The organism is Amnibacterium sp. CER49 (assembly GCF_029846255.1).
Taxonomy (GTDB): Bacteria; Actinomycetota; Actinomycetes; order Actinomycetales; family Microbacteriaceae; genus Amnibacterium.
Genome location: NZ_JARVWQ010000001.1, coordinates 1,356,139 through 1,374,809, shown reverse-complemented (window position 1 = coordinate 1,374,809; position 18,671 = coordinate 1,356,139). Strand labels below are relative to the sequence as shown.

The window sequence follows — 18,671 nt, the reverse complement described above, 5'->3', positions numbered from 1 at the left end:
CAGGGGCGTTCCCGGCCCGGCGCGACACGCCTGCACGGTAGACTGAGGAGGACGATCGGAGATCGATTTTGACGGATGACGCGGGCGCCGTGGACGGCGGGACGGCGGCGGAGAGCCGCGACGAGGATCCTTCGAACGGCGCCGGTGTCCCGGACGCGGAGCGGGCTGCTCCCGAGCGTCCGCAGGTCGCCTCGCCCGAGGAGTACGGCGCGGGCTCGATCCAGGTGCTCGAGGGGCTCGAGGCCGTGCGGAAGCGCCCGGGCATGTACATCGGCTCCACGGGACCGCGCGGTCTGCACCACCTCGTCTACGAGATCGTCGACAACGCGGTCGACGAGGCGCTCGCCGGCTACTGCGACCACATCGACATCACGATCCTCGCCGACGGCGGAGTCCGGGTCGCCGACAACGGCCGCGGCATCCCCGTCGACGTGCACCCGGTCGAAGGTCGCTCCACGCTCGAGGTCGTGCTCACGGTGCTGCACGCCGGCGGCAAGTTCGGCGGCGGCGGGTACGCGGTGTCGGGTGGTCTGCACGGCGTCGGCAGCTCCGTGGTCAACGCGCTCTCGAGCCGGCTCGCCGTCGAGGTGAAGCGGCAGGGTCACATCTGGCGCCAGCAGTACGAGAACGGCGTGCCGCTCGCGCCCGTCGAGCAGGGCGAGGCCGCTGAGGGCACCGGCACCACGGTCACGTTCTGGCCGAACGCCGAGATCTTCGAGACCGTCGAGTTCGACTACGAGACCCTCCGAACCCGGTTCCAGCAGTACGCGTTCCTCAACAAGGGCCTCGCGATCGCGCTCACCGATCAGCGCACGACCGAGCCCGTCGACGGCGAGGTCGACGCGAACCGCATCGACCGCACGGTCGTCTTCAAGTACGAGCGCGGGCTCGTCGACTACGTCGAGTACCTCAACTCCACGAAGAAGACCGAGCTCGTGAACCCCGAGGTCATCTCCTTCGAGTCGGAGGACGTCGACCGGCGCATCTCGCTCGAGCTCGCGATGCAGTGGACGGGCGCGTACAGCGAGAGCGTCCACACCTACGCGAACACGATCAACACGCACGAGGGCGGCACGCACGAGGAGGGCTTCCGCGCCGCGCTGACTACGCTCATGAACCGGTACGCGCGCGAGAAGGGTCTGCTCAAGGAGAAGGACGACAACCTCTCCGGCGACGACGTGCGCGAGGGGCTCACCGCGGTCATCTCGGTGAAGCTCGGCGAGCCGCAGTTCGAGGGCCAGACGAAGACGAAGCTCGGCAACACCGAGGCGAAGACGTTCGTGCAGCGGGTCGTCAGCTCCCAGCTGGCCGACTGGTTCGACAGCCATCCCGTCCAGGCGAAGGACATCATCCGCAAGGCGCAGCAGGCGGCGACCGCCCGCATGGCGGCCCGCAAGGCTCGCGATGCGACGAGGCGCAAGGGCGTGCTCGAGACCGCGTCGATGCCGGGCAAGCTGAAGGACTGCCAGACCCGGGACGCGTCGAAGGCCGAGATCTTCCTCGTCGAGGGCGACTCGGCCGGCGGCTCCGCGGTGCGCGGCCGCAACCCCGAGACGCAGGCGATCCTCGCGCTGCGCGGCAAGATCCTGAACGTCGAGAAGGCGCGGCTCGACCGGGCGCTCGCGAACCAGGAGATCCAGGCCATGATCACGGCCTTCGGGTGCGGCATCGGCGACGACTTCGTGGCCGAGAAGGCCAGGTACCACAAGATCGTGCTCATGGCCGACGCCGATGTCGACGGCCAGCACATCACCACGCTGCTGCTCACGCTCGTGTTCCGCTTCATGCGGCCGCTCATCGAGCTCGGGTACGTGTACCTCGCGCAGCCGCCGCTCTACCGCCTCAAGTGGAGCAACTCGCCGCACGAGTACGTCTACAGCGACCGCGAGCGCGACGCCGTGATGGCCGACGGGCTCGCCCGTGGCAAGCGGATCCCGAAGGAGAACGGGATCCAGCGCTACAAGGGCCTCGGCGAGATGGACTACTCCGAGCTCTGGGACACGACGATGAACCCCGAGACCCGCACGCTGCTGCAGGTCACGCTCGAGGACGCCGCGGCCGCCGACGAGATCTTCTCCACCCTCATGGGCGAGGACGTCGAGTCCCGCCGCTCCTTCATCCAGAAGAACGCGAAGGACGTGCGGTTCCTCGACATCTGAGCCACCGGATCGCGACCAGCGATCCGCGGTTCAGGGTCGAGGGCGGCCCTGCCCGGCCGCGTCACGAGACCCTCGCGACCACCGCCCTTCCCGGTAACAGTTAAGGACCCCCATGCCCGACCGCATCGAACAGGTCGACCTGCAGCTCGAGATGCAGCGCTCGTACCTCGACTACGCCATGAGCGTCATCGTGCAGCGGGCGCTGCCGGAGGTGCGCGACGGCCTGAAGCCCGTGCACCGCCGCGTGATCTACGCGATGTACGACGGCGGGTACCGGCCCGACCGGGCCTTCAGCAAGTGCGCCCGCGTCGTCGGCGACGTGATGGCGCAGTTCCACCCGCACGGCGACAGCGCGATCTACGACACGCTCGTGCGCCTCGTGCAGGACTGGAGCCTCCGCTACCCGCTCGCGCTCGGCCAGGGCAACTTCGGCTCCCCGGGCAACGACCCGGCCGCGGCGCCCCGCTACACCGAGACCAAGATGGCCCCGCTCGCGCTCGAGATGGTGCGGGACATCGAAGAGGACACGGTCGACTTCCAGGACAACTACGACGGCCGCACCCAGGAGCCCGTCGTCCTGCCGGCCCGGTTCCCGAACCTGCTCGTCAACGGCTCCGCCGGCATCGCGGTCGGCATGGCGACGAACATCCCGCCGCACAACCTCCGCGAGGTCGCCGCCGGCGCGCAGTGGGCGCTCGAGCACCCCGACGCCACCCGCGAGGAGCTGCTCGAGGCGCTCATGGAGCGCATCAAGGGCCCCGACTTCCCCACCGGCGCGCAGATCCTCGGCACCAAGGGCATCCACGACGCCTACCGCACGGGCCGCGGCTCGATCACGATGCGCAGCGTCGTGAACGTCGAGGAGATCCACGGCCGCACCTGCCTCGTCGTCACCGAGCTGCCGTACCAGGTGAACCCCGACAACCTCGCGATCCGCATCGCCGAGCTCGTGAACGACGGCAAGATCGGCGGCATCGCCGACATCCGTGACGAGACGTCCGGGCGCACGGGTCAGCGCCTCGTGATCGTGCTGAAGCGCGACGCGGTCGCGAAGGTCGTGCTGAACAACCTGTACAAGCACACGCAGCTGCAGGACAACTTCGGCGCGAACATGCTCGCCCTCGTCGACGGCGTGCCCCGCACGCTCGCGCTCGACGGGTTCATCAGCGCCTGGGTCGACCACCAGATCGAGGTCATCGTCCGGCGCACGCGCTTCCGGCTGCGGAAGGCCGAGGCCGACGCCCACATCCTGCGCGGCTACCTCAAGGCGCTCGACGCGCTCGACGAGGTCATCGCCCTCATCCGCCGCTCCCCCACCGCCGACGTCGCCCGCGACGGCCTCATGGAGCTGCTCGGCGTCGACGAGGTGCAGGCCACGGCGATCCTCAGCCTGCAGCTGCGTCGCCTCGCCGCCCTCGAGCGCCAGAAGATCATCGACCAGGCCGCCGAGCTCGAGCGGCTCATCGCCGAGTACCAGGCGATCCTCGCGAGCCCCTCGCGGCAGCGCACGATCATCTCCGAGGAGCTGCAGGCGATCACCGACCGGTTCGGCGACGACCGCCGCACCGAGATCATGTACGGCTACGACGGCGACATGACGATCGAGGACCTCATCCCCGACGAGGAGGTCGTCGTCACCGTCACCCGCGGCGGCTACATCAAGCGCACCCGCAGCGACCAGTACCGGGCCCAGCGTCGCGGCGGCCGCGGCGTGCGGGGCGCCCAGCTGCGCGCCGACGACGTGGTCGAGCACCTCTTCGTCACCTCCACCCACCACTGGCTGCTCGTGTTCACGAACGCCGGCCGCGTCTACCGCGTGAAGACGTGGGAGGTGCAGGAGGCGAGCCGCGACGCGAAGGGCCAGCACATCGCGAACCTGCTCGCGATGCAGCCCGACGAGCACGTCGCGCAGATCCTCGACATCCGCGACTACACGGTCGCGCCCTACCTCGTGCTCGCCACGAGGAGCGGCCTCGTGAAGAAGACGGCGCTCGCCGAGTACGACACGAACCGCAGCGGCGGCATCATCGCCATCAACCTGCGCGAGGGCGACGAGCTCATCCAGGCGCTGCTCGTCGGCGAGGCGTCCGACGTGCTGCTCGTGTCGCGCAAGGGCATGTCCGTGCGGTTCCGCGCCGATGACGACGCCCTCCGCCCCATGGGTCGCAGCACCTCCGGCGTCATCGGCATGCACTTCCGCGGCGACGACCAGCTGCTCGCGGCCCGCGTCGTCTCCGACGAGGGCTTCGTCTTCGTCGTCACCGAGGGCGGCTACGCGAAGCGCACCGCCGTCGACCAGTACCGGCTGCAGCAGCGCGGCGGGCTCGGCATCAAGGTCGCGAAGCTCGCGGAGGCGCGAGGCGACCTCGCCGGTGCCCTCATCGTCGACGAGCAGGACGAGGTGCTCGTCGTGCTCGAAGGTGGCAAGGTGGTCCGCAGCGCCGTATCCGAAGTTCCTGCCAAAGGTCGCGACACGATGGGCGTGGTGTTTGCGCGCTTCGGTCTGGATGACAGAATCATCGCCGTTGCCCGGAACAGCGATTCGACCATGGAGGCGCGAGCATCTGATGACCTCGGTCAAGACGTCAAGTCGCCCATCGGGCACGACCTCGTCGGCGAGTAGCGTCGGCGAACGGCTCTCGATGAAGTCATCGAGGCCGATGCCGGCGAAGCAGGTCCGTCTCAAGCTGGTCTACATCGACTTCTGGTCGGTGGTGAAGTTCTCCTTCCTCATCTCGGCCGCGATCGGCATCGTCATCTTCGTCGCGGTGCTGCTGATCTGGACGGTGCTCGCCTCGACGGGCATCTTCGACTCGATCAGCACCCTCGCGTCCGACGTGTCGGGGCAGAAGAACTTCTCCGTGAACAGCGTGCTGTCGTTCGCGCAGGTGATGGGCTTCACGCTCGTCATCGCCGCGCTGAACGTCGTCGTCGGCACGGTGCTCGGCGCCATCGCGTGCGTGCTGTACAACCTGAGCGTCCGGGTGTCCGGCGGCATCCTGGTCGGTTTCACCAACCAGTGACGGTGCGGTAGATTCGTTCTCCGGCCCGCGAGGGCCGCACGGCCGATGACGGTCGTACTCGGGGCTATAGCTCAGGCGGTTAGAGCGCTTCGCTGATAACGAAGAGGTCCCAGGTTCAAGTCCTGGTAGCCCCACGTATTGATGGTCTTCGACGCGTGCACGCGTCGAAGACGTCGTGGACAGTCCGGCCGGCCCGGCGCCGCGGCCCGGCCTCCCGTGCCGGGGGCGGCCCGCTACTCTTGACTCGTCCGTCTCGGGGGCGTAGCTCAATTGGTAGAGCGCCTGCTTTGCAAGCAGGAGGTCAGGGGTTCGATTCCCCTCGTCTCCACGAGCCTCGATCCGCCTCGGATCCGCAGCCGCGGCCGTCGCGTCGGGCGCGGCGGAGTGCTCACGACGCGCGCCGCAGGAGCGGCGGCGTGCTGGTCGGTGCTGCGCGCCTGCTTGCAAGCAGGAGGTCAGGGGTTCGATTCCCCTCGTCTCCACGAGCCCGTGGTCTTCGACGCCTGCACGCCACGACGCCGGAGTCGTCGGTCCGCCCGATCGGTGACGAGCAGCGGCCCCCGATGCGTCGTCCGGGCCCGCCTGGTCGTTCACGTCGACCACCGCCGCGCTTCTCGTACTCGGTCCCGCTCCAGCCAGGGCCGCGAGCAGGCCGGACTCCGCTGGATACCGCCTGTCGGTGATCCGCGCGCGTGCAGGTGCGACACGCGGGTCTGCACCGACACGAGGCCGAGACACCGAGACGCGGTTCCGGGACGGTCGGCGAACGCCCCGGGGTCGGGTTGTCCACAGGTTTCGAACATGTGTACAAAGACCTAGGTCAGCGCGCTCTTCCCCCCGCTCGCCTCGACCCGCTCGCCGCCCGCGAGCTGCGCCCCCCAGCCGTCGGCGAGGTCGGATTCGACGACCACGTGGCCGCCCTCGGAGCGGGCGGTGAAGGCGACGGGGCTGCCGTCCTCACGGAGCACCTCGACGGTGCGAGACCAGCCGTCACCGGCGGGGTGCACGAGCAGCGTGAGGCCGTCGAGGTGGTCGGTGTCGGGGCGGTCCTCGCGCCGCCCGAGCGGGAGCACCGAACCGGGCCGCACGTAGAGGGGCAGCGACTCGAAGTCGTGCCGCTCACGCAGCCAGCGGCCGCCGGAGACCCGCTCGCCGGACAGCAGGCCGAACCACTCGCCCTCGGGCAGATAGACCTCGACCGAGCCGTCCACGGTGAACACCGGGGCGACGAGCAGGTCCGGCCCGAGCAGGTACTGCCGGTCGAGATGCACCGAGGTCGGGTCGTCCGGGAACTCGAGGAGCATCGGCCGCATCACGGGGGCGCCGGTTCCCGCGGCCTCCTCGCCGGCCGCGAGGAGGTACGGGGCGAGCCGGTTCTTCAGCGCGGCGAACCGGCGCGCCACGCGGACGGCGCTGCCCGGGGCGTCCTCGTCGTCGTCGAAGATCCACGGCACCCGGTACGAGTCGCTGCCGTGGAACCGGCTGTGGCTCGAGAGCAGCCCGAAGGCCGTCCAGCGCTTGAAGACGGCGGCGTCCGGGGTGCCCTCGAAGCCGCCGATGTCGTGACTCCAGAAGCCGAAGCCCGACAGCGCGAGGGAGAGGCCGCCGCGCAGGGTCTCGGCCATCGATGCGAAGGTCGAGGTGGAGTCGCCGCCCCAGTGCACCGGCAGCGTCTGCCCGCCCGCCGTGGCCGACCGTGCGAAGAGCACCACCTCGCCGCGCCCTCGGGCCTCCTCGAGCACGGCCGCCACGGCCTCGTTGTAGCGCTGCGGGTAGAGGTTGTGCATCCGCTCGGGGTCGGAGCCGTCGGCGAAGACGACGCCCGTGGCCGGCACCCGCTCGCCGAAGTCGGTCTTGAAGCAGTCGACGCCCTGCCGGATCAGGCCCCGCAGCTTGTCCTGGAACCAGGCGACCGCGTCCGCATTCGTGAAGTCGACGAGGCCCATGCCGGCCTGCCAGAGGTCCCACTGCCAGACCGAGCCGTCGGTGCGGCGTACGAGGTACCCCGCGGCCGCCGCCTCGGCGAAGAGCGGGGAGCGCTGCGCCACGTACGGGTTGATCCAGACGCTGACGCGCAGTCCGCGCTCGTGCAGCCGGGCGAGCATGCCCTCGGGGTCGGGGAAGACGCGCGGGTCCCACTCGAAGTCGACCCAGTTGAACTCGCGCATCCAGAAGCAGTCGAAGTGGAACACCGACAGCGGCAGGCCGCGCTCGCGCATGCCGTCGAGGAAACCGGTCACGGTCGCCTCGTCGTAGTCGGTGGTGAAGCTCGTGCTGAGCCACGGCCCGTAGCTCCATGCCGGGACCCGCGCGGGACGGCCGCTGAGCGCCGTGTAGCGCTCCAGCACCTGCTTCGGGGTCGGTCCGTAGACGAGGAAGTACTCGAGCGACTCCCCGCGCACCGAGAACTGCACCCGCTCGACGGCCTCCGAGCCGACCTCGAAGGAGACGTGGCCGGGCTCGTTCACGAACACGCCGTAGCCGCGGTTCGTCAGGTAGAAGGGCACGTTCTTGTACGCCTGCTCGCTGGACGTGCCGCCGTCGGCGTTCCAGACCTCGACGGTCTGCCCGTTCTTCACGAACGGACCGAAGCGCTCGCCGAGGCCGTACACCGTCTCGCCGACGCCGAGCTCGAGCTGCTCGTGCACGTACGCGGTGCCGGTCGAGCGGGGGAGCCCGACGGGCGCGGGGTCGACCACGGCGTCGTGCGCGACCTGGACCCAGGCCTGCGACTTGGCGCCCGAGGCGGTGAGCGGCACGCCGTCGCCGAGGAACGAGAGCGACCACGGGGCGCCGCGCCGCACCCGCGCCTCGAGGCGCCCGCTCCGCACGACGGCCTCGTCGTCGCCCACCGTCACGCTGCCGGCCCCCGGCTCCTCGTGCACAGGGAAGCGCAGCGGCTCGCCGCCGCCCGTGTGGTGCTCGATCCGCACCCGGATCACGTCGGGCAGCGGCGCCGAGAGGGTCACGGTGAGCACCGGCAGGTTCAGCGTGTCGCCGCGGGTGGTGATCGGCTTCGTCGGCACCGTCACGACGAGCTCGTCGCCGCGCTGCTCGAGGTCGTACGCCTCCCGCCCGTAGGCGGCCGTGATGCCCGGTCGCAGCAGCCAGAACCCGTCGGTGAAGCGCACGAGCCCTTGTGTAGCACCCCGTAGGCTGGCGTCCCGTGGGGTGGGCGCGGCGGGGGACGACTGCGCCCGCGCCCGAGCTGATCCGCTGGCGCAACGCCGTCTTCACGATCTTCGGCCTCACGGGTCTCGCGTTCGCGACCTGGGCGAGCCGGGTGCCCGGCATCCGGGACCTGCTGTCGGCCAGCACGCAGGAGATGGGCTTCCTGCTGCTCGGCATCTCGATCGGCTCGATCTCCGGCCTGCTCGGTGCGAGCCACATCGTCGCCCGGCTCGGGGCCACGCGCACGATCCTCGTCTGCTACACCGCGGCGTCCGTGGCGCTGCTCGCGCTCGGTGCGGTCACGGCGTTCGCGCCGTCGTTCGGGGCGTTCTTCGTGCCGCTCGCCGTGTTCGGCGCGGGCAGCAGCATCGTCGACGTCGCGATGAACCTCTCCGGCGCCGCGAACGAGCGCGCGATCGGCCGCACGCTGATGCCGCTCTACCATGCGGCGTTCAGCCTCGGCACGGTGGTCGGTGCCGGGATCGGCTCGGCGCTCGCGGCGTTCGGGGTCCCGATCGCCGCCCACTTCGCCGGTGTGGGCCTGATCGCCCTCGTCACGACGCTCGCGCTGGTCCGTCACCTGCAGCCCGCTGAGGACCCGGAGCACGCCGAGCATGGTGCGACGTGGCAGTCGCGCCTGGCGGTCTGGCGCGACGGCCGCGTGCTGCTGATCGGGCTGATCGTCCTCGGCATGGCGTTCGCCGAGGGCAGCGCGAACGACTGGCTCAGCCTTGCCATGGTCGACGGGCACGGCGTGACGAACGCCGCGGGCGCGGCGATCTTCGGCGTCTTCGTCGCTGCCATGACCGTCGGCCGCGTCGCGGGCGCCGGACTGCTCGACCGGTTCGGGCGCGTGCCGGTGCTCCGCGTCTCCGCCGGGTTCGCCGTGCTCGGACTGCTGCTCGTGATCGTGGTCCCGAACGTCGTCGTCGCCGTGGTCGGGGTCGTGCTCTGGGGCCTCGGCGCCGCGCTCGGCTTCCCGGTCGGCATGTCGGCCGCCGCCGACGACCCGCGCACGGCGAACGCGGCCGTCAGCGCCGTGGCGACGATCGGCTACCTCGCCTTCCTCGTCGGGCCCCCGCTCATCGGTCTGCTCGGGCAGCGGTTCACCCTGCTGCTCGCGCTGCTCGTCGTCCTCGTGCTCATCGCGGTGGGGGGACTCTGCTCGCCGGCGGCACGGCGCCCCGGTGCTGCTGCGGCCCCGGCGGCCTGACCGGCCCTTGCGCTTCCGACGCACCCGGGGGATCCTCGATGGTCCCCATCGGAAGGCCGTCCCGATGCCACTGCGCGCTTCCGTGCTGCTCTGCGCGCTCGCCGCGGGGCTCGTGCTCCTGCCGGCGGCCGCCGCGGCCGCGGATCCCCCGACCCCGTCCCCCACGCCGACGAGCACGACGACCGCTCCGGTCCCGTCGGCGACACCGCCGGCCCCCGCGTGGGACCCCGCGGTGCGGTTCGCCGCCGGTGCGGTGCCGGGCACCGTCACCCTCTCGTGGGACCCCGCGCCCGGTGCCACCGGGTACGCCGTCGTCGTGGCCGGACGGGGACGCAGCACCACCTCGGTGCCGAGCCTCCTGCTCACCGGGATCGCCCCGGGGACCGACCTGCGGGTCCGCGTCGTCGCCGAGACCGCGGAGGGAGCCGTGCCGTCGTCCCCGGCACGCTGGACCGCACCCGCGGCTGTGCCGGCGGTGGCCGATGCGTCGCTCGTCCGCACCAGGGTCGGACTGCGACTCCGGTGGACGCCGGTGCCCGGCGTCACGTCCTACCTCGTCGAGCTCCGCGGGGCGGACGGCACCGACCTGCACCGCACCGTGGCGGGGGGCAGCTCCGTGACGTTCGAGCCGCTCCCGTCGGGGACGCTCTACAGCGCACTGGTGACGGCGGTCGCCGCGGACGGCCGACGGAGCCAGGCACGCGCGGTCCGCTCGATGTTCACGGCGACTGCCGGGGGCCCCACCGGCACGGCGACGATGCCGGCGGTCGCCCCGCAGCCGCTGCAGACCGTCTCGGCCCGCGGGAGCGCACCGGTCGCCGCCGCCGTGCAGCCGCAGGCGCCGCCGTCGGCTGCGGCGATCCGGCCGACGCTCGTCGACTCACCCGTCGCGGCCGCCGCGTGCGCTGCCGCCGCGGTCGTGCTCGGTGCGCTCGCCGTGCTCGGCCTCCTGCTGCGGCGCCCGCGCAAGGGGTAGCAACGACGAGGGACGCGCGCCCCCGGGTGCCGGAAGCGCGCGTCCCCTGGATCGCGGAGGGCGGCTACCGCCTCGCGAGCGCCCGCACGAACTCCGGCGCGTCGATCGTGCCCCAGCCGGAGGCCAGGTCGTAGCCGGCCTTCGCGCTGTAGCCCGTGACACCGGCGAACGAGTTGTTCCCGGCGGTCACGTCGACGATGCCGGCGCGCCCGGAGCCGCGGAGGGCGTAGAGCGCCGGGTTGATGAACCCGACGTCGTGGTGCGCCACCTGGTCGGCCGCGGCGACGATCCCCGAGAAGATCGGCGTCGCCTCGCTCGTCCCGCCCACGATGTAGAACCCCGCCGGGAGACCCGGGAACGACAGGTACACGAGCGCGCCGCCGTCGACGGCCGCGGTCATCGAGATGTCGGGCGTGCCGCGGTGCGAACCGACGACCCCTGCCACACCGTTCTGGAAGCGGGGCCGGGCGAACACCTGGGACAGGCCACCACCGCCCGCGCCGTAGCCGTCGTTCCAGACCACGTCGGGGCTCAGACGGTCCCCGTGCGCGTCGAGGTGCAGCTGCGTGCCGCCGATGCTCGTGACGAGGGGATCGCTCGACGGCCACGAGTTCACGCGATACGGGTACGTGCCGTTGCCGTCGGCCGTCGCGTCGGTCGCCCCGTCGTCACCGGACGCCGCGAGCACGGTGACGTGGTGCTCCGCGGCCTCCTTGAACGCCGAGCGCAGTCCCGCGATGTCCCGCTTCGGGTTCGCGAAGGTGTTCTCGGTCGCGCCGAAGCTCTGCGAGATCACGTCGGCGAGGTGGTGCCGGATCACGGAGTTCTCGGCCTTCACGATCTCCGGGAACCCGTTCAGGCCCTCGGTCTCGGCGACCGGGGTCTCGACGAGCAGGATCCTCGCGCCCGGTGCCATCGCATGGGCGTACTCGACGTCGAGCGTCGTCTCGAACGCCCAGCCGACCTGCGTGGCGTCGTTGCCGTTGAAGACCGGTGGCGCGCCCACGGGCGTGATCACCTGCACGTGCCCGGCCGGCAGCCCGAACGCCTTGTCGAAGGCGTCGAGGTCCTTCTGGATCGTGGGCGAGCCGAAGGCGTCGACGATCGCGATCGTCTTCCCACGGCCGTCGATGTGGGCCTTCAGCAGGTCGTCGACCTCGTAGGCCTCCTGGTACTGGTTCGGCGAGTAGCAGGCGATCTGGATCGCCGCCTCGCAGTCCGCGGTCGTCGGCGGCGTCGCCGAGCGATGCGTGAAGACGTGAGGAGCGTGCGCAGAGGCCGGCACGGGTGCCGGCAGGGCGACCGCGACCGAGGGGACGGCGGCAGCGCCGAGCCCGGCCACGGTGAGGAGGGCCGAAGCGGCGCCGGCGGTCAGCCGGACGACGGATCGGGGAAGGGGAACGGAACGCAACTGGGTCCTCCCGTCGGGGGGTGGTGGTTGCGCTCAACGTATGGACGGCGAGGAACCACCGCAACGGGTTTCTCAGAACATCCTCAGTGGCTCCTTGCAGCACCAGGGGTTCTTGTCGTGTTGCTCCAGACGGTGCCCTCAGAACCCCGGGCGTGCGGCCGCTCGGCGTCGTGAGCGGTCAGATCACCGCGTCGGTGAGGTGGTTCGGCGTGCCGAAGCGATGCGCGGTGATGCTCACCGACTGCTCGTGCACGAACGGCAGCAGCTCCAGCCGGCCCGCGGTGGAGACAGGCCCGCCCCAGATCGCCAGGTCGGGGTCGCCGCCGGCGGCGCGGAGCAGGTCCGCAGCGGATCCGCCGATCTGGCGGACCCGACCGGTGAGCACCGGCGCGCCCTCGACCGACACCGGGATCTGGAGGCGCGCGAGCAGCGCGCCGACCTCCGGACGCAGCGGCCGCGCCGTGGAGACCCGCAGCGGGCCACCGGCACGGACGCCCGCGGCGAGGACGCGCAGCAGGTCGCGCTCGGCGCCGTCGGCTTCGAGCCGGACGGTCGCGGCGACGGGCCGGTAGCGCCAGAGGTTCCGCTCGGCCATCAGGCCCGCGAGCTCGCGCACCGCACCGAACTCGCCCGTCCAGGCGTCCTGGTCGGCGCGCGCCGCCGACCGGAGGAAGGCCCCGTCATCGGCGGCGCCGAGTGCGAGCACCCGCCGCACGGCATCGGCGAGGGGCGCGTCCGGGGCGCTCGCGAGACCGTCGGCCTCCCAGGCGCCGAGGCCGACGAGGTAGTTCGGACCGCCCGCCTTCGCGCCGGGGCCGACCGATGAACGCTTCCAGCCGCCGAACGGCTGCCGGCCCACGATGGCGCCCGTGGTGCCGCGGTTCACGTAGAGGTTGCCGGCCTGGACGCCGTCGATCCACGTGCCGATCTCGTCGGGCTCGAGCGACTGCAGCCCGGCGGTCAGGCCGAACGCCACGTCGTTCTCGAGCGCGATCGCCTCCTCGAGGGTCGCCGCGATCATGAGGCCCAGCACGGGGCCGAAGTACTCGGTGCGGTGGAAGGCGGAGCCGGGCCGGACGCCCGTGCGGATGCCCGGCGACCAGAGCCGCCCCTCGGCGTCGAGCTTCTTCGGCTGCAGCAGCCAGCGCTCGCCGGCGCCGAGCTCGGTGAGCCCCTCGAGCAGCTTGCCCGCCGCGGGCTCGATCACCGGGCCCATCCGGGTGGCCGGGTTCCACGCCGCCCCGACCTCGAGCGACGAGACGGCGTCGACCAGCTGGTTGAGGAACCGCTTCGAGGTGGCCACGCTGCCGACGAGGATGCCGAGGCTCGCCGCGCTGCACTTCTGGCCCGCGTGGCCGAAGGCGCTCTGCACGAGGTCCTTCACCGCGAGGTCGAGGTCGGCGGACGGGGTGATCACCATGGCGTTCTTACCGCTCGTCTCGGCGAGCAGCGGCAGATCCGGCCGGAACGAGCGGAACAGCTGCGCGGTCTCCCAGGCGCCGGTGAGGATCACCCGGTCGACGCGGGGGTCGGCGATCAGCTCGCGACCGAGCTGCTGCTCGTCGACCTGGACGAAGGCGAGCGCGTCGCGGGGCACCCCCGCCGCCCAGAGCGCCTCGGCCAGCACGGCGCCGCAGCGGCTCGCTGGACCGGCGGGCTTCAGCACGACACCGCTGCCGGCGGCGAGCGCGGCGAGCACGCCGCCCGCGGGGATCGCGACCGGGAAGTTCCAGGGCGGCGCGACGACGGTGAGCCGGGCCGGCACGAAGCGGGCGCCGTCGACCTGCTCGAGCTCGAGGGCGCGCTCGGCGTAGTAGCGGGCGAAATCGATCGCCTCGCTCACCTCCGGGTCCGCCTGGTCCATCGTCTTGCCGGCCTCGCTCGCCATCACCTCGACGAGCCCGCCCCGGCGCTCCTCGAGCAGTTCGGCTGCGCGCCGCAGCACGGCGGCGCGCTCGGCGGCGGGCCGCGCGCCCCAGTCCGCCCCCGCGGCCCGCGTCTGCTCGAGCAGCGCGTCGAGCTTCACGGCCTCGGTGACGGTGCCGGCCTCGAGGGTGGCGCGCCCCGCGTCGGAGGTGCTCGCCGCGCCGAGCACCTCGCGTGCCCAGCGCCGGTGCTCGGCGACGGCGGGGTCCGTGTCGACGGCGTTCCGGAACGGCGCGTCGGCGGTGCGCGGCTCGATCGACCTCGGCCGGCGGTGCGACTCGGGCACGTGCGGATCGAGGGCGGCGAGCGAGGTGAGGAACCGCTCCCGCTCCCGCTCGAACAGGGCGGGGTTCGACGAGAGCTCGAAGACCGCTGACATGAAGTTGTCCTGGCTGGCGCCCTCCTCGAGGCGCCGCACGAGGTAGGCGATCGCGACGTCGAACTCGCGCGGGTGCACGACGGGGGTGTAGACGAGCAGGCCGCCCACGTCCTGCCGGACGGCCTCGGCCTGGCCGGTCGCCATGCCGAGCAGCATCTCGAAGTCGATCCCGTCGCGCACGCCGCGGTCGCCGGCGAGGAGCCACGCGTGCGCGACGTCGAAGAGGTTGTGGCCCGCGACCCCGAGCTTCACCGCGTCCACGCGCTCCGGGGTGAGGGCGTAGTCGAGCACGCGCTTGTAGTTGGTGTCGGTCTCGGCCTTCGTGTGCCACGTGGCGAGCGGCCAGTCGTGCAGCGACGACTCGACCCGCTCCATCGGCAGGTTCGCGCCCTTCACGAGCCGGACCTTGATGGGCGCACCCCCGCGGGCGCGCCGCAGGGCGGACCACTCCTGCAGGCGGATCATCGCCCCGAGCGCGTCGGGCAGGTACGCCTGCAGCACGATGCCGGCCGAGTAGTCGAGGTAGCGCGGCTCGTCGAGCAGGCGCTGGAAGACGGCGATCGTGAGGTCGAGGTCCTTGAACTCCTCCATGTCGAGGTTCAGGAACGTGCCGTGCGCCTTGGCGTCGCGGTAGAGCGGCTCGAGCCGCTCGACGATGTCGTCGACGGCCTCGTCGAACGCCCACGGGCTGTGCGGCGCCACGGCGGCGGACACCTTGATCGAGACGTAGTCGACGTCCGGCCGCTTGACGAGCGCCCGGGTGCCCTCGAGGCGCCGATCGGCCTCGTGCTCGCCGAGCACGGCCTCGCCGAGCAGGTTGAGGTTCAGGCGCACGCCCCGCTCGCGGATGCGCGCGATGGCGGGACCGAGCCGGCGCGGGGTCGCGTCGATGATGAGGTGCGCCACCATGCCGCGCAGCGCGCGCCGGGCCACCGGCACGACGACCTGCGGCAGCACCGGCGCGGTGAGGCCGCCGAGCCGGACCGCGAGCCGCAGGGGCAGGGGCAGGAAGCGGGGCACGTCGGGAGCGATCGCGGCGAGGCGCTTCGCGGCGGCGCGGAGGTCCTCGGGGCGCACGACGCCGTCGACGAAGCCGACCGTGAACGCGAGCCCCTTGGGGTCGCGCAGCACGCCGGCGAGCCGCGCGGCCGAGGGGTCCTGCCGGGTCGCGGCGGCCTTCTCGAGCCACGTGCGCACGAGGTCCTCCGTGCGCTTCGCGAGCTCCTGCTCGCCCTCCGGCAGGGTGACCGCCGGCGGAAGGGTGTCCGTCATGGGGTCAGTATGCAAGAGGGACAGAACGGAATCGGTGATGATTCCGCACGAGTACCGTTCGGTCAGGACGATCAGTTGGAGGGTCGGTGTACGAGGTCCGGCGGCTGCGCCTGCTGCGCGAGCTGGCCCTGCGGGGCACGCTCGCAGAGGTCGCCGCTGCGCTCTCCTACAGCCCCTCGTCGGTCTCGCAGCAGCTGTCGCTGCTCGAGCGCGAGGTGGGCGTCCCGCTGCTGCAGCCGGCGGGGCGGGGCGTCGTGCTGACGCCGGAGGCCGAGCTGCTCGTCGAGCGCACCGGGGCGGTGCTCGACCTGCTCGAGCGGACCGAGTCCGAGCTGCAGGCACGCTCCGCGCGGGTGACGGGAGCGGTGCGCCTCGCGATCTTCCAGTCCGCGTCGCTCGCGCTGCTGCCGGCGACGCTCACCCGGATGCGCCGAGCCCATCCCGACGTCCGGGTCGAGGCGGTGCAGAACGAGCCGGAGCGTGCGCTGAAGCAGACCTCGATCCGCGACTTCGACCTCGTCGTCGCCGAGCAGTACCCGGGCCACGCGACCGTGTGGCACGAGGGGCTCGACCGCCGCCATCTCCTCACCGACCGGCTGCGGCTCGCGGTCGCCCCCGGCTCGGACGCCGCCGCGCTCGCCGACGCGGCGGGGCTGCCCTGGGTGATGGAGCCGCACGGCACCGCGTCGCGGCACTTCTCCGAGCAGGTGTGCCGGTCCGCGGGCTTCGAGCCCGACGTGCAGTACGAGACCGCCGATCTGCAGCTGCACATCCGGCTCATCGAGTCCGGCAACGCGGTCGCGATCATGCCCGATCTCGTCTGGGCGGGACGTCCGACGTCCGTCCGGCTCCTCGACCTGCCGGGCGACCCCCGCCGCACGATCTTCACCGCGGCCAGGGCATCGACCGCCGACCGGCCGGCGCTCGCCGCGCTGCGGCAGGCGCTCGAGGTGAGCGCCGCCGACCTGCACGGCTAGCAGGGACGACGGGAGGCCCCGGCTCGGTGGAGCCGGGGCCTCCCGGTACGCGCTGACGTCAGGCGGTGGGCGCGTCGGTGGTCGGCGTCGTCTCCGGCTCGTCGTCGGCGACCCACAGGTCGTCGTCGGCACGGAGCGTCTGCCACACGGCGTAGCCGATGCCGGCGACCGCCACGAGGCCGAGCAGGATGCCGACGGTGCCGCCGGCACCGACACCGCCGCTGCGCTTGGCCGCGGCGGCGCCCTTCGCGGCCTTGCCGGCGACCTTCGCCGTCTTCGCGGCGGCGGCGATCTTGACGGCGGCCTTGGCCTCGGAGCGGTGGCCCGCCTTGGTCGCCTTCGTGACCGTGTCGGCAGCCCGGCCCGCGGCCTTGGCGAGGTCGTCGGCCTTCAGCCGGTGGCTCGCCTCGCTCGCGAGCGTGAGGGCGGCGGCCGCGGCGCTCGAGACGGCCGGCACGACCGTGCCGAACACCGCGTCCTGCGCCGTCGAGGCGGCGACCCTGCCGGCAGCGAGTCCGGCGGTCGCGCCCTTGCCGGCGAGCGGCTTGAGCGTGTCGGTGTAGACGCCGAGCGCGGTCGGGCCGAGCTTCGTCTGCGCCAGGTACTGGGCGTGCGGGAGGGCGGACGTGTAGACGCCTCCGGCACGGCCGAAGAGGGCCTGCTGGTCCTCCCACAGCTTGAGGGCGTCCTTCTTCAGGCGCTTGATCTGCTTCTCACGAGAGACCATCGAGAACTCCGTTTCGTCAGTGGCATGCCGCGGGGCACGGCGCACCGATATCGGTCGCCCCATCCTTCCATCGCAGCCGCTGCCAGGGACCTGAAAATCCCGTATCCCCTCGCCAAGCGCGCGCCGGTGCGGATGCGGGCGGGATGGAAGACTGGCGGCATGACGAACACCACCGCGACCGCCGTCCTCCACACCACGCAGGGCGACATCCGGGTGAACCTGTACGGCCTGCACGCGCCGAAGACCGTGAAGAACTTCCTCGGTCTCGCCACCGGCGACCAGGCGTGGACGGACCCGCGCAGCGGGCAGGAGCAGCACACGCCGCTCTACACGGACCTCGTGTTCCACCGCATCATCCCGAACTTCATGATCCAGGGCGGCGACCCCCTCGGCACGGGCACGGGCGGCCCGGGCTACCAGTTCGACGACGAGATCAGCCCCGACCTCGACTTCACGAAGCCGTACATGCTCGCCATGGCGAACGCCGGACGCCGGGGCGGCCGCGGCACGAACGGCTCGCAGTTCTTCATCACGACGGCGCCGACCACCTGGCTGCAGGGCGCGCACACGATCTTCGGCGAGGTCGCCGACGACGAGTCCCGTCGCGTCGTCGACAAGCTCGGCTCGGTGCCGACCGACCGCTCCGACCGCCCGCTCGAGCCGCAGGTGCTGACGAGCGTCACCGTCGAGAACGCGTGACGGGCCCCGGCGCCGACGCCCGACGGCTCTGGCGCCGCAGCTCGAGGTACCGCCCGTCGACCGCGACGGGCTGGATCATCGCGATCACGATCGCCTGCTATGTGGTCGAGCTGCTCGCGGTGCAGCCCGTCCTCGACGCCTTCACCTACGCGGCCGCCTACTCGCTGCCTGCGACCGGCGCGCCGTTCGAGCCGTGGCGCATGCTCACCTCGATCCTGCTGCACGCCCCGATCGGGGCCGGGGCCGGGATCATCGGGATCACGCACATCGGCTTCAACATGTACGCCGTCTCCCTCTTCGGGCGCCCGCTCGAGGACCTGATCGGCTCCGGGCGGCTCGTCGCCCTCTACCTCCTGTCGGGCCTCGGCGGTTCGGTCGCGGTGCTCTACGCCGCGCTGATCGGCGTGATCGGCGCCGGCACGGGCGTCTACGGGGCGTCGGGGGCCGTGTTCGGCATCCTCGGCGCCTCGGCCGTCATCCAGCGGCGGCTCGGCATCGACGTGCGCTACCTGCTCGTGCTCATCGCCGTGAACTTCGCGCTCGCGTTCGTGCTGTCCGGCATCGCGTGGCAGGCCCACGTCGGCGGGCTCGTCGTGGGCGCCCTCACCGGATGGGCCTTCGCCGCGAACCGCGGGCCGAGGCGCCGCATCCGGGCGCTGCTCGCCGGAGCCGGCATCGGGGTGGCGCTCGTCGTGCTCGCGGTCGTCCCGGCCGCGGCGGAGGCCGTGGCGGGCTGAC

12 protein-coding genes and 2 tRNA genes are annotated in these 18,671 nt (G+C 72.2%); 10 read left to right on the top strand and 4 right to left on the bottom strand.

The features are described 5' to 3' along the window. Nucleotides 1–68: 68 nt before the first annotated feature. From gyrB to QDR37_RS06635, 5 genes are all read left to right on the top strand, one after another. Nucleotides 69–2,159 (top strand): DNA topoisomerase (ATP-hydrolyzing) subunit B, encoded by a 2,091-nt coding sequence (gene gyrB / locus QDR37_RS06655; protein ID WP_279712828.1) that lies wholly within the window; start codon nt 69–71, stop codon nt 2,157–2,159. A 112-nt stretch (nt 2,160–2,271) separates the two neighbouring features. After that, entirely contained in the window at nt 2,272–4,782 is a 2,511-nt protein-coding gene (gyrA, locus tag QDR37_RS06650) for a DNA gyrase subunit A (RefSeq protein ID WP_279712827.1), read from the top strand. Nucleotides 4,783–4,819: 37 nt separating this feature from the next. Beyond that, entirely contained in the window at nt 4,820–5,182 is a 363-nt protein-coding gene (locus QDR37_RS06645; protein ID WP_279712826.1) for a DUF3566 domain-containing protein, read from the top strand. A gap of 60 nt (nt 5,183–5,242) precedes the next feature. Next, a tRNA-Ile gene (locus QDR37_RS06640) sits at nt 5,243–5,316 on the top strand. Between the two features lie 121 nt (nt 5,317–5,437). Next, a tRNA-Ala gene (locus tag QDR37_RS06635) sits at nt 5,438–5,510 on the top strand. Between the two features lie 487 nt (nt 5,511–5,997). Here QDR37_RS06635 and yicI read toward each other — a convergent pair. After that, nucleotides 5,998–8,313 (bottom strand): alpha-xylosidase, encoded by a 2,316-nt coding sequence (gene yicI, locus QDR37_RS06630; protein WP_279712825.1) that lies wholly within the window; start codon nt 8,311–8,313, stop codon nt 5,998–6,000. A gap of 35 nt (nt 8,314–8,348) precedes the next feature. On the opposite strand from yicI, the gene QDR37_RS06625 reads away from it, so the two are divergent. Then, a complete protein-coding gene (locus tag QDR37_RS06625; protein WP_279712824.1) occupies nt 8,349–9,566 on the top strand; it encodes an MFS transporter in 1,218 nt (405 codons plus the stop codon). Nucleotides 9,567–9,630: 64 nt separating this feature from the next. Next, on the top strand, nt 9,631–10,542 hold the full coding sequence (locus tag QDR37_RS06620) for a fibronectin type III domain-containing protein (RefSeq protein ID WP_279712823.1): 912 nt from the start codon (nt 9,631–9,633) through the stop codon (nt 10,540–10,542). A gap of 64 nt (nt 10,543–10,606) precedes the next feature. Here the strand turns inward: QDR37_RS06620 and QDR37_RS06615 are convergent, their stop codons facing one another. After that, nucleotides 10,607–11,953 (bottom strand): S53 family peptidase, encoded by a 1,347-nt coding sequence (locus QDR37_RS06615; RefSeq protein ID WP_279712822.1) that lies wholly within the window; start codon nt 11,951–11,953, stop codon nt 10,607–10,609. A 178-nt stretch (nt 11,954–12,131) separates the two neighbouring features. Further along, nucleotides 12,132–15,530 (bottom strand): bifunctional proline dehydrogenase/L-glutamate gamma-semialdehyde dehydrogenase, encoded by a 3,399-nt coding sequence (locus tag QDR37_RS06610; RefSeq protein ID WP_279712821.1) that lies wholly within the window; start codon nt 15,528–15,530, stop codon nt 12,132–12,134. An 86-nt stretch (nt 15,531–15,616) separates the two neighbouring features. Between QDR37_RS06610 and QDR37_RS06605 the strand changes: the two genes are divergently transcribed. Then, nucleotides 15,617–16,507 carry a LysR family transcriptional regulator gene (locus tag QDR37_RS06605; protein WP_279712820.1) on the top strand — a complete coding sequence of 297 codons (891 nt, stop codon included), beginning with the start codon at nt 15,617–15,619 and terminating at the stop codon, nt 16,505–16,507. Nucleotides 16,508–16,565: 58 nt separating this feature from the next. Here the strand turns inward: QDR37_RS06605 and QDR37_RS06600 are convergent, their stop codons facing one another. Beyond that, on the bottom strand, nt 16,566–17,234 hold the full coding sequence (locus tag QDR37_RS06600) for a hypothetical protein (RefSeq protein WP_279712819.1): 669 nt from the start codon (nt 17,232–17,234) through the stop codon (nt 16,566–16,568). Between the two features lie 159 nt (nt 17,235–17,393). Here QDR37_RS06600 and QDR37_RS06595 point away from each other — a divergent pair, with 159 nt between their 5' ends. Together QDR37_RS06595 and QDR37_RS06590 are read left to right on the top strand one after the other, a co-directional pair. After that, entirely contained in the window at nt 17,394–17,933 is a 540-nt protein-coding gene (locus QDR37_RS06595) for a peptidylprolyl isomerase (RefSeq protein WP_279712818.1), read from the top strand. After that, nucleotides 17,930–18,670, top strand: a complete 741-nt coding sequence (locus QDR37_RS06590) for a rhomboid family intramembrane serine protease (RefSeq protein WP_279712817.1) — start codon at nt 17,930–17,932, stop codon at nt 18,668–18,670. Before QDR37_RS06595 ends, QDR37_RS06590 begins: the two co-directional genes overlap by 4 nt. Nucleotide 18,671: the final 1 nt, after the last annotated feature.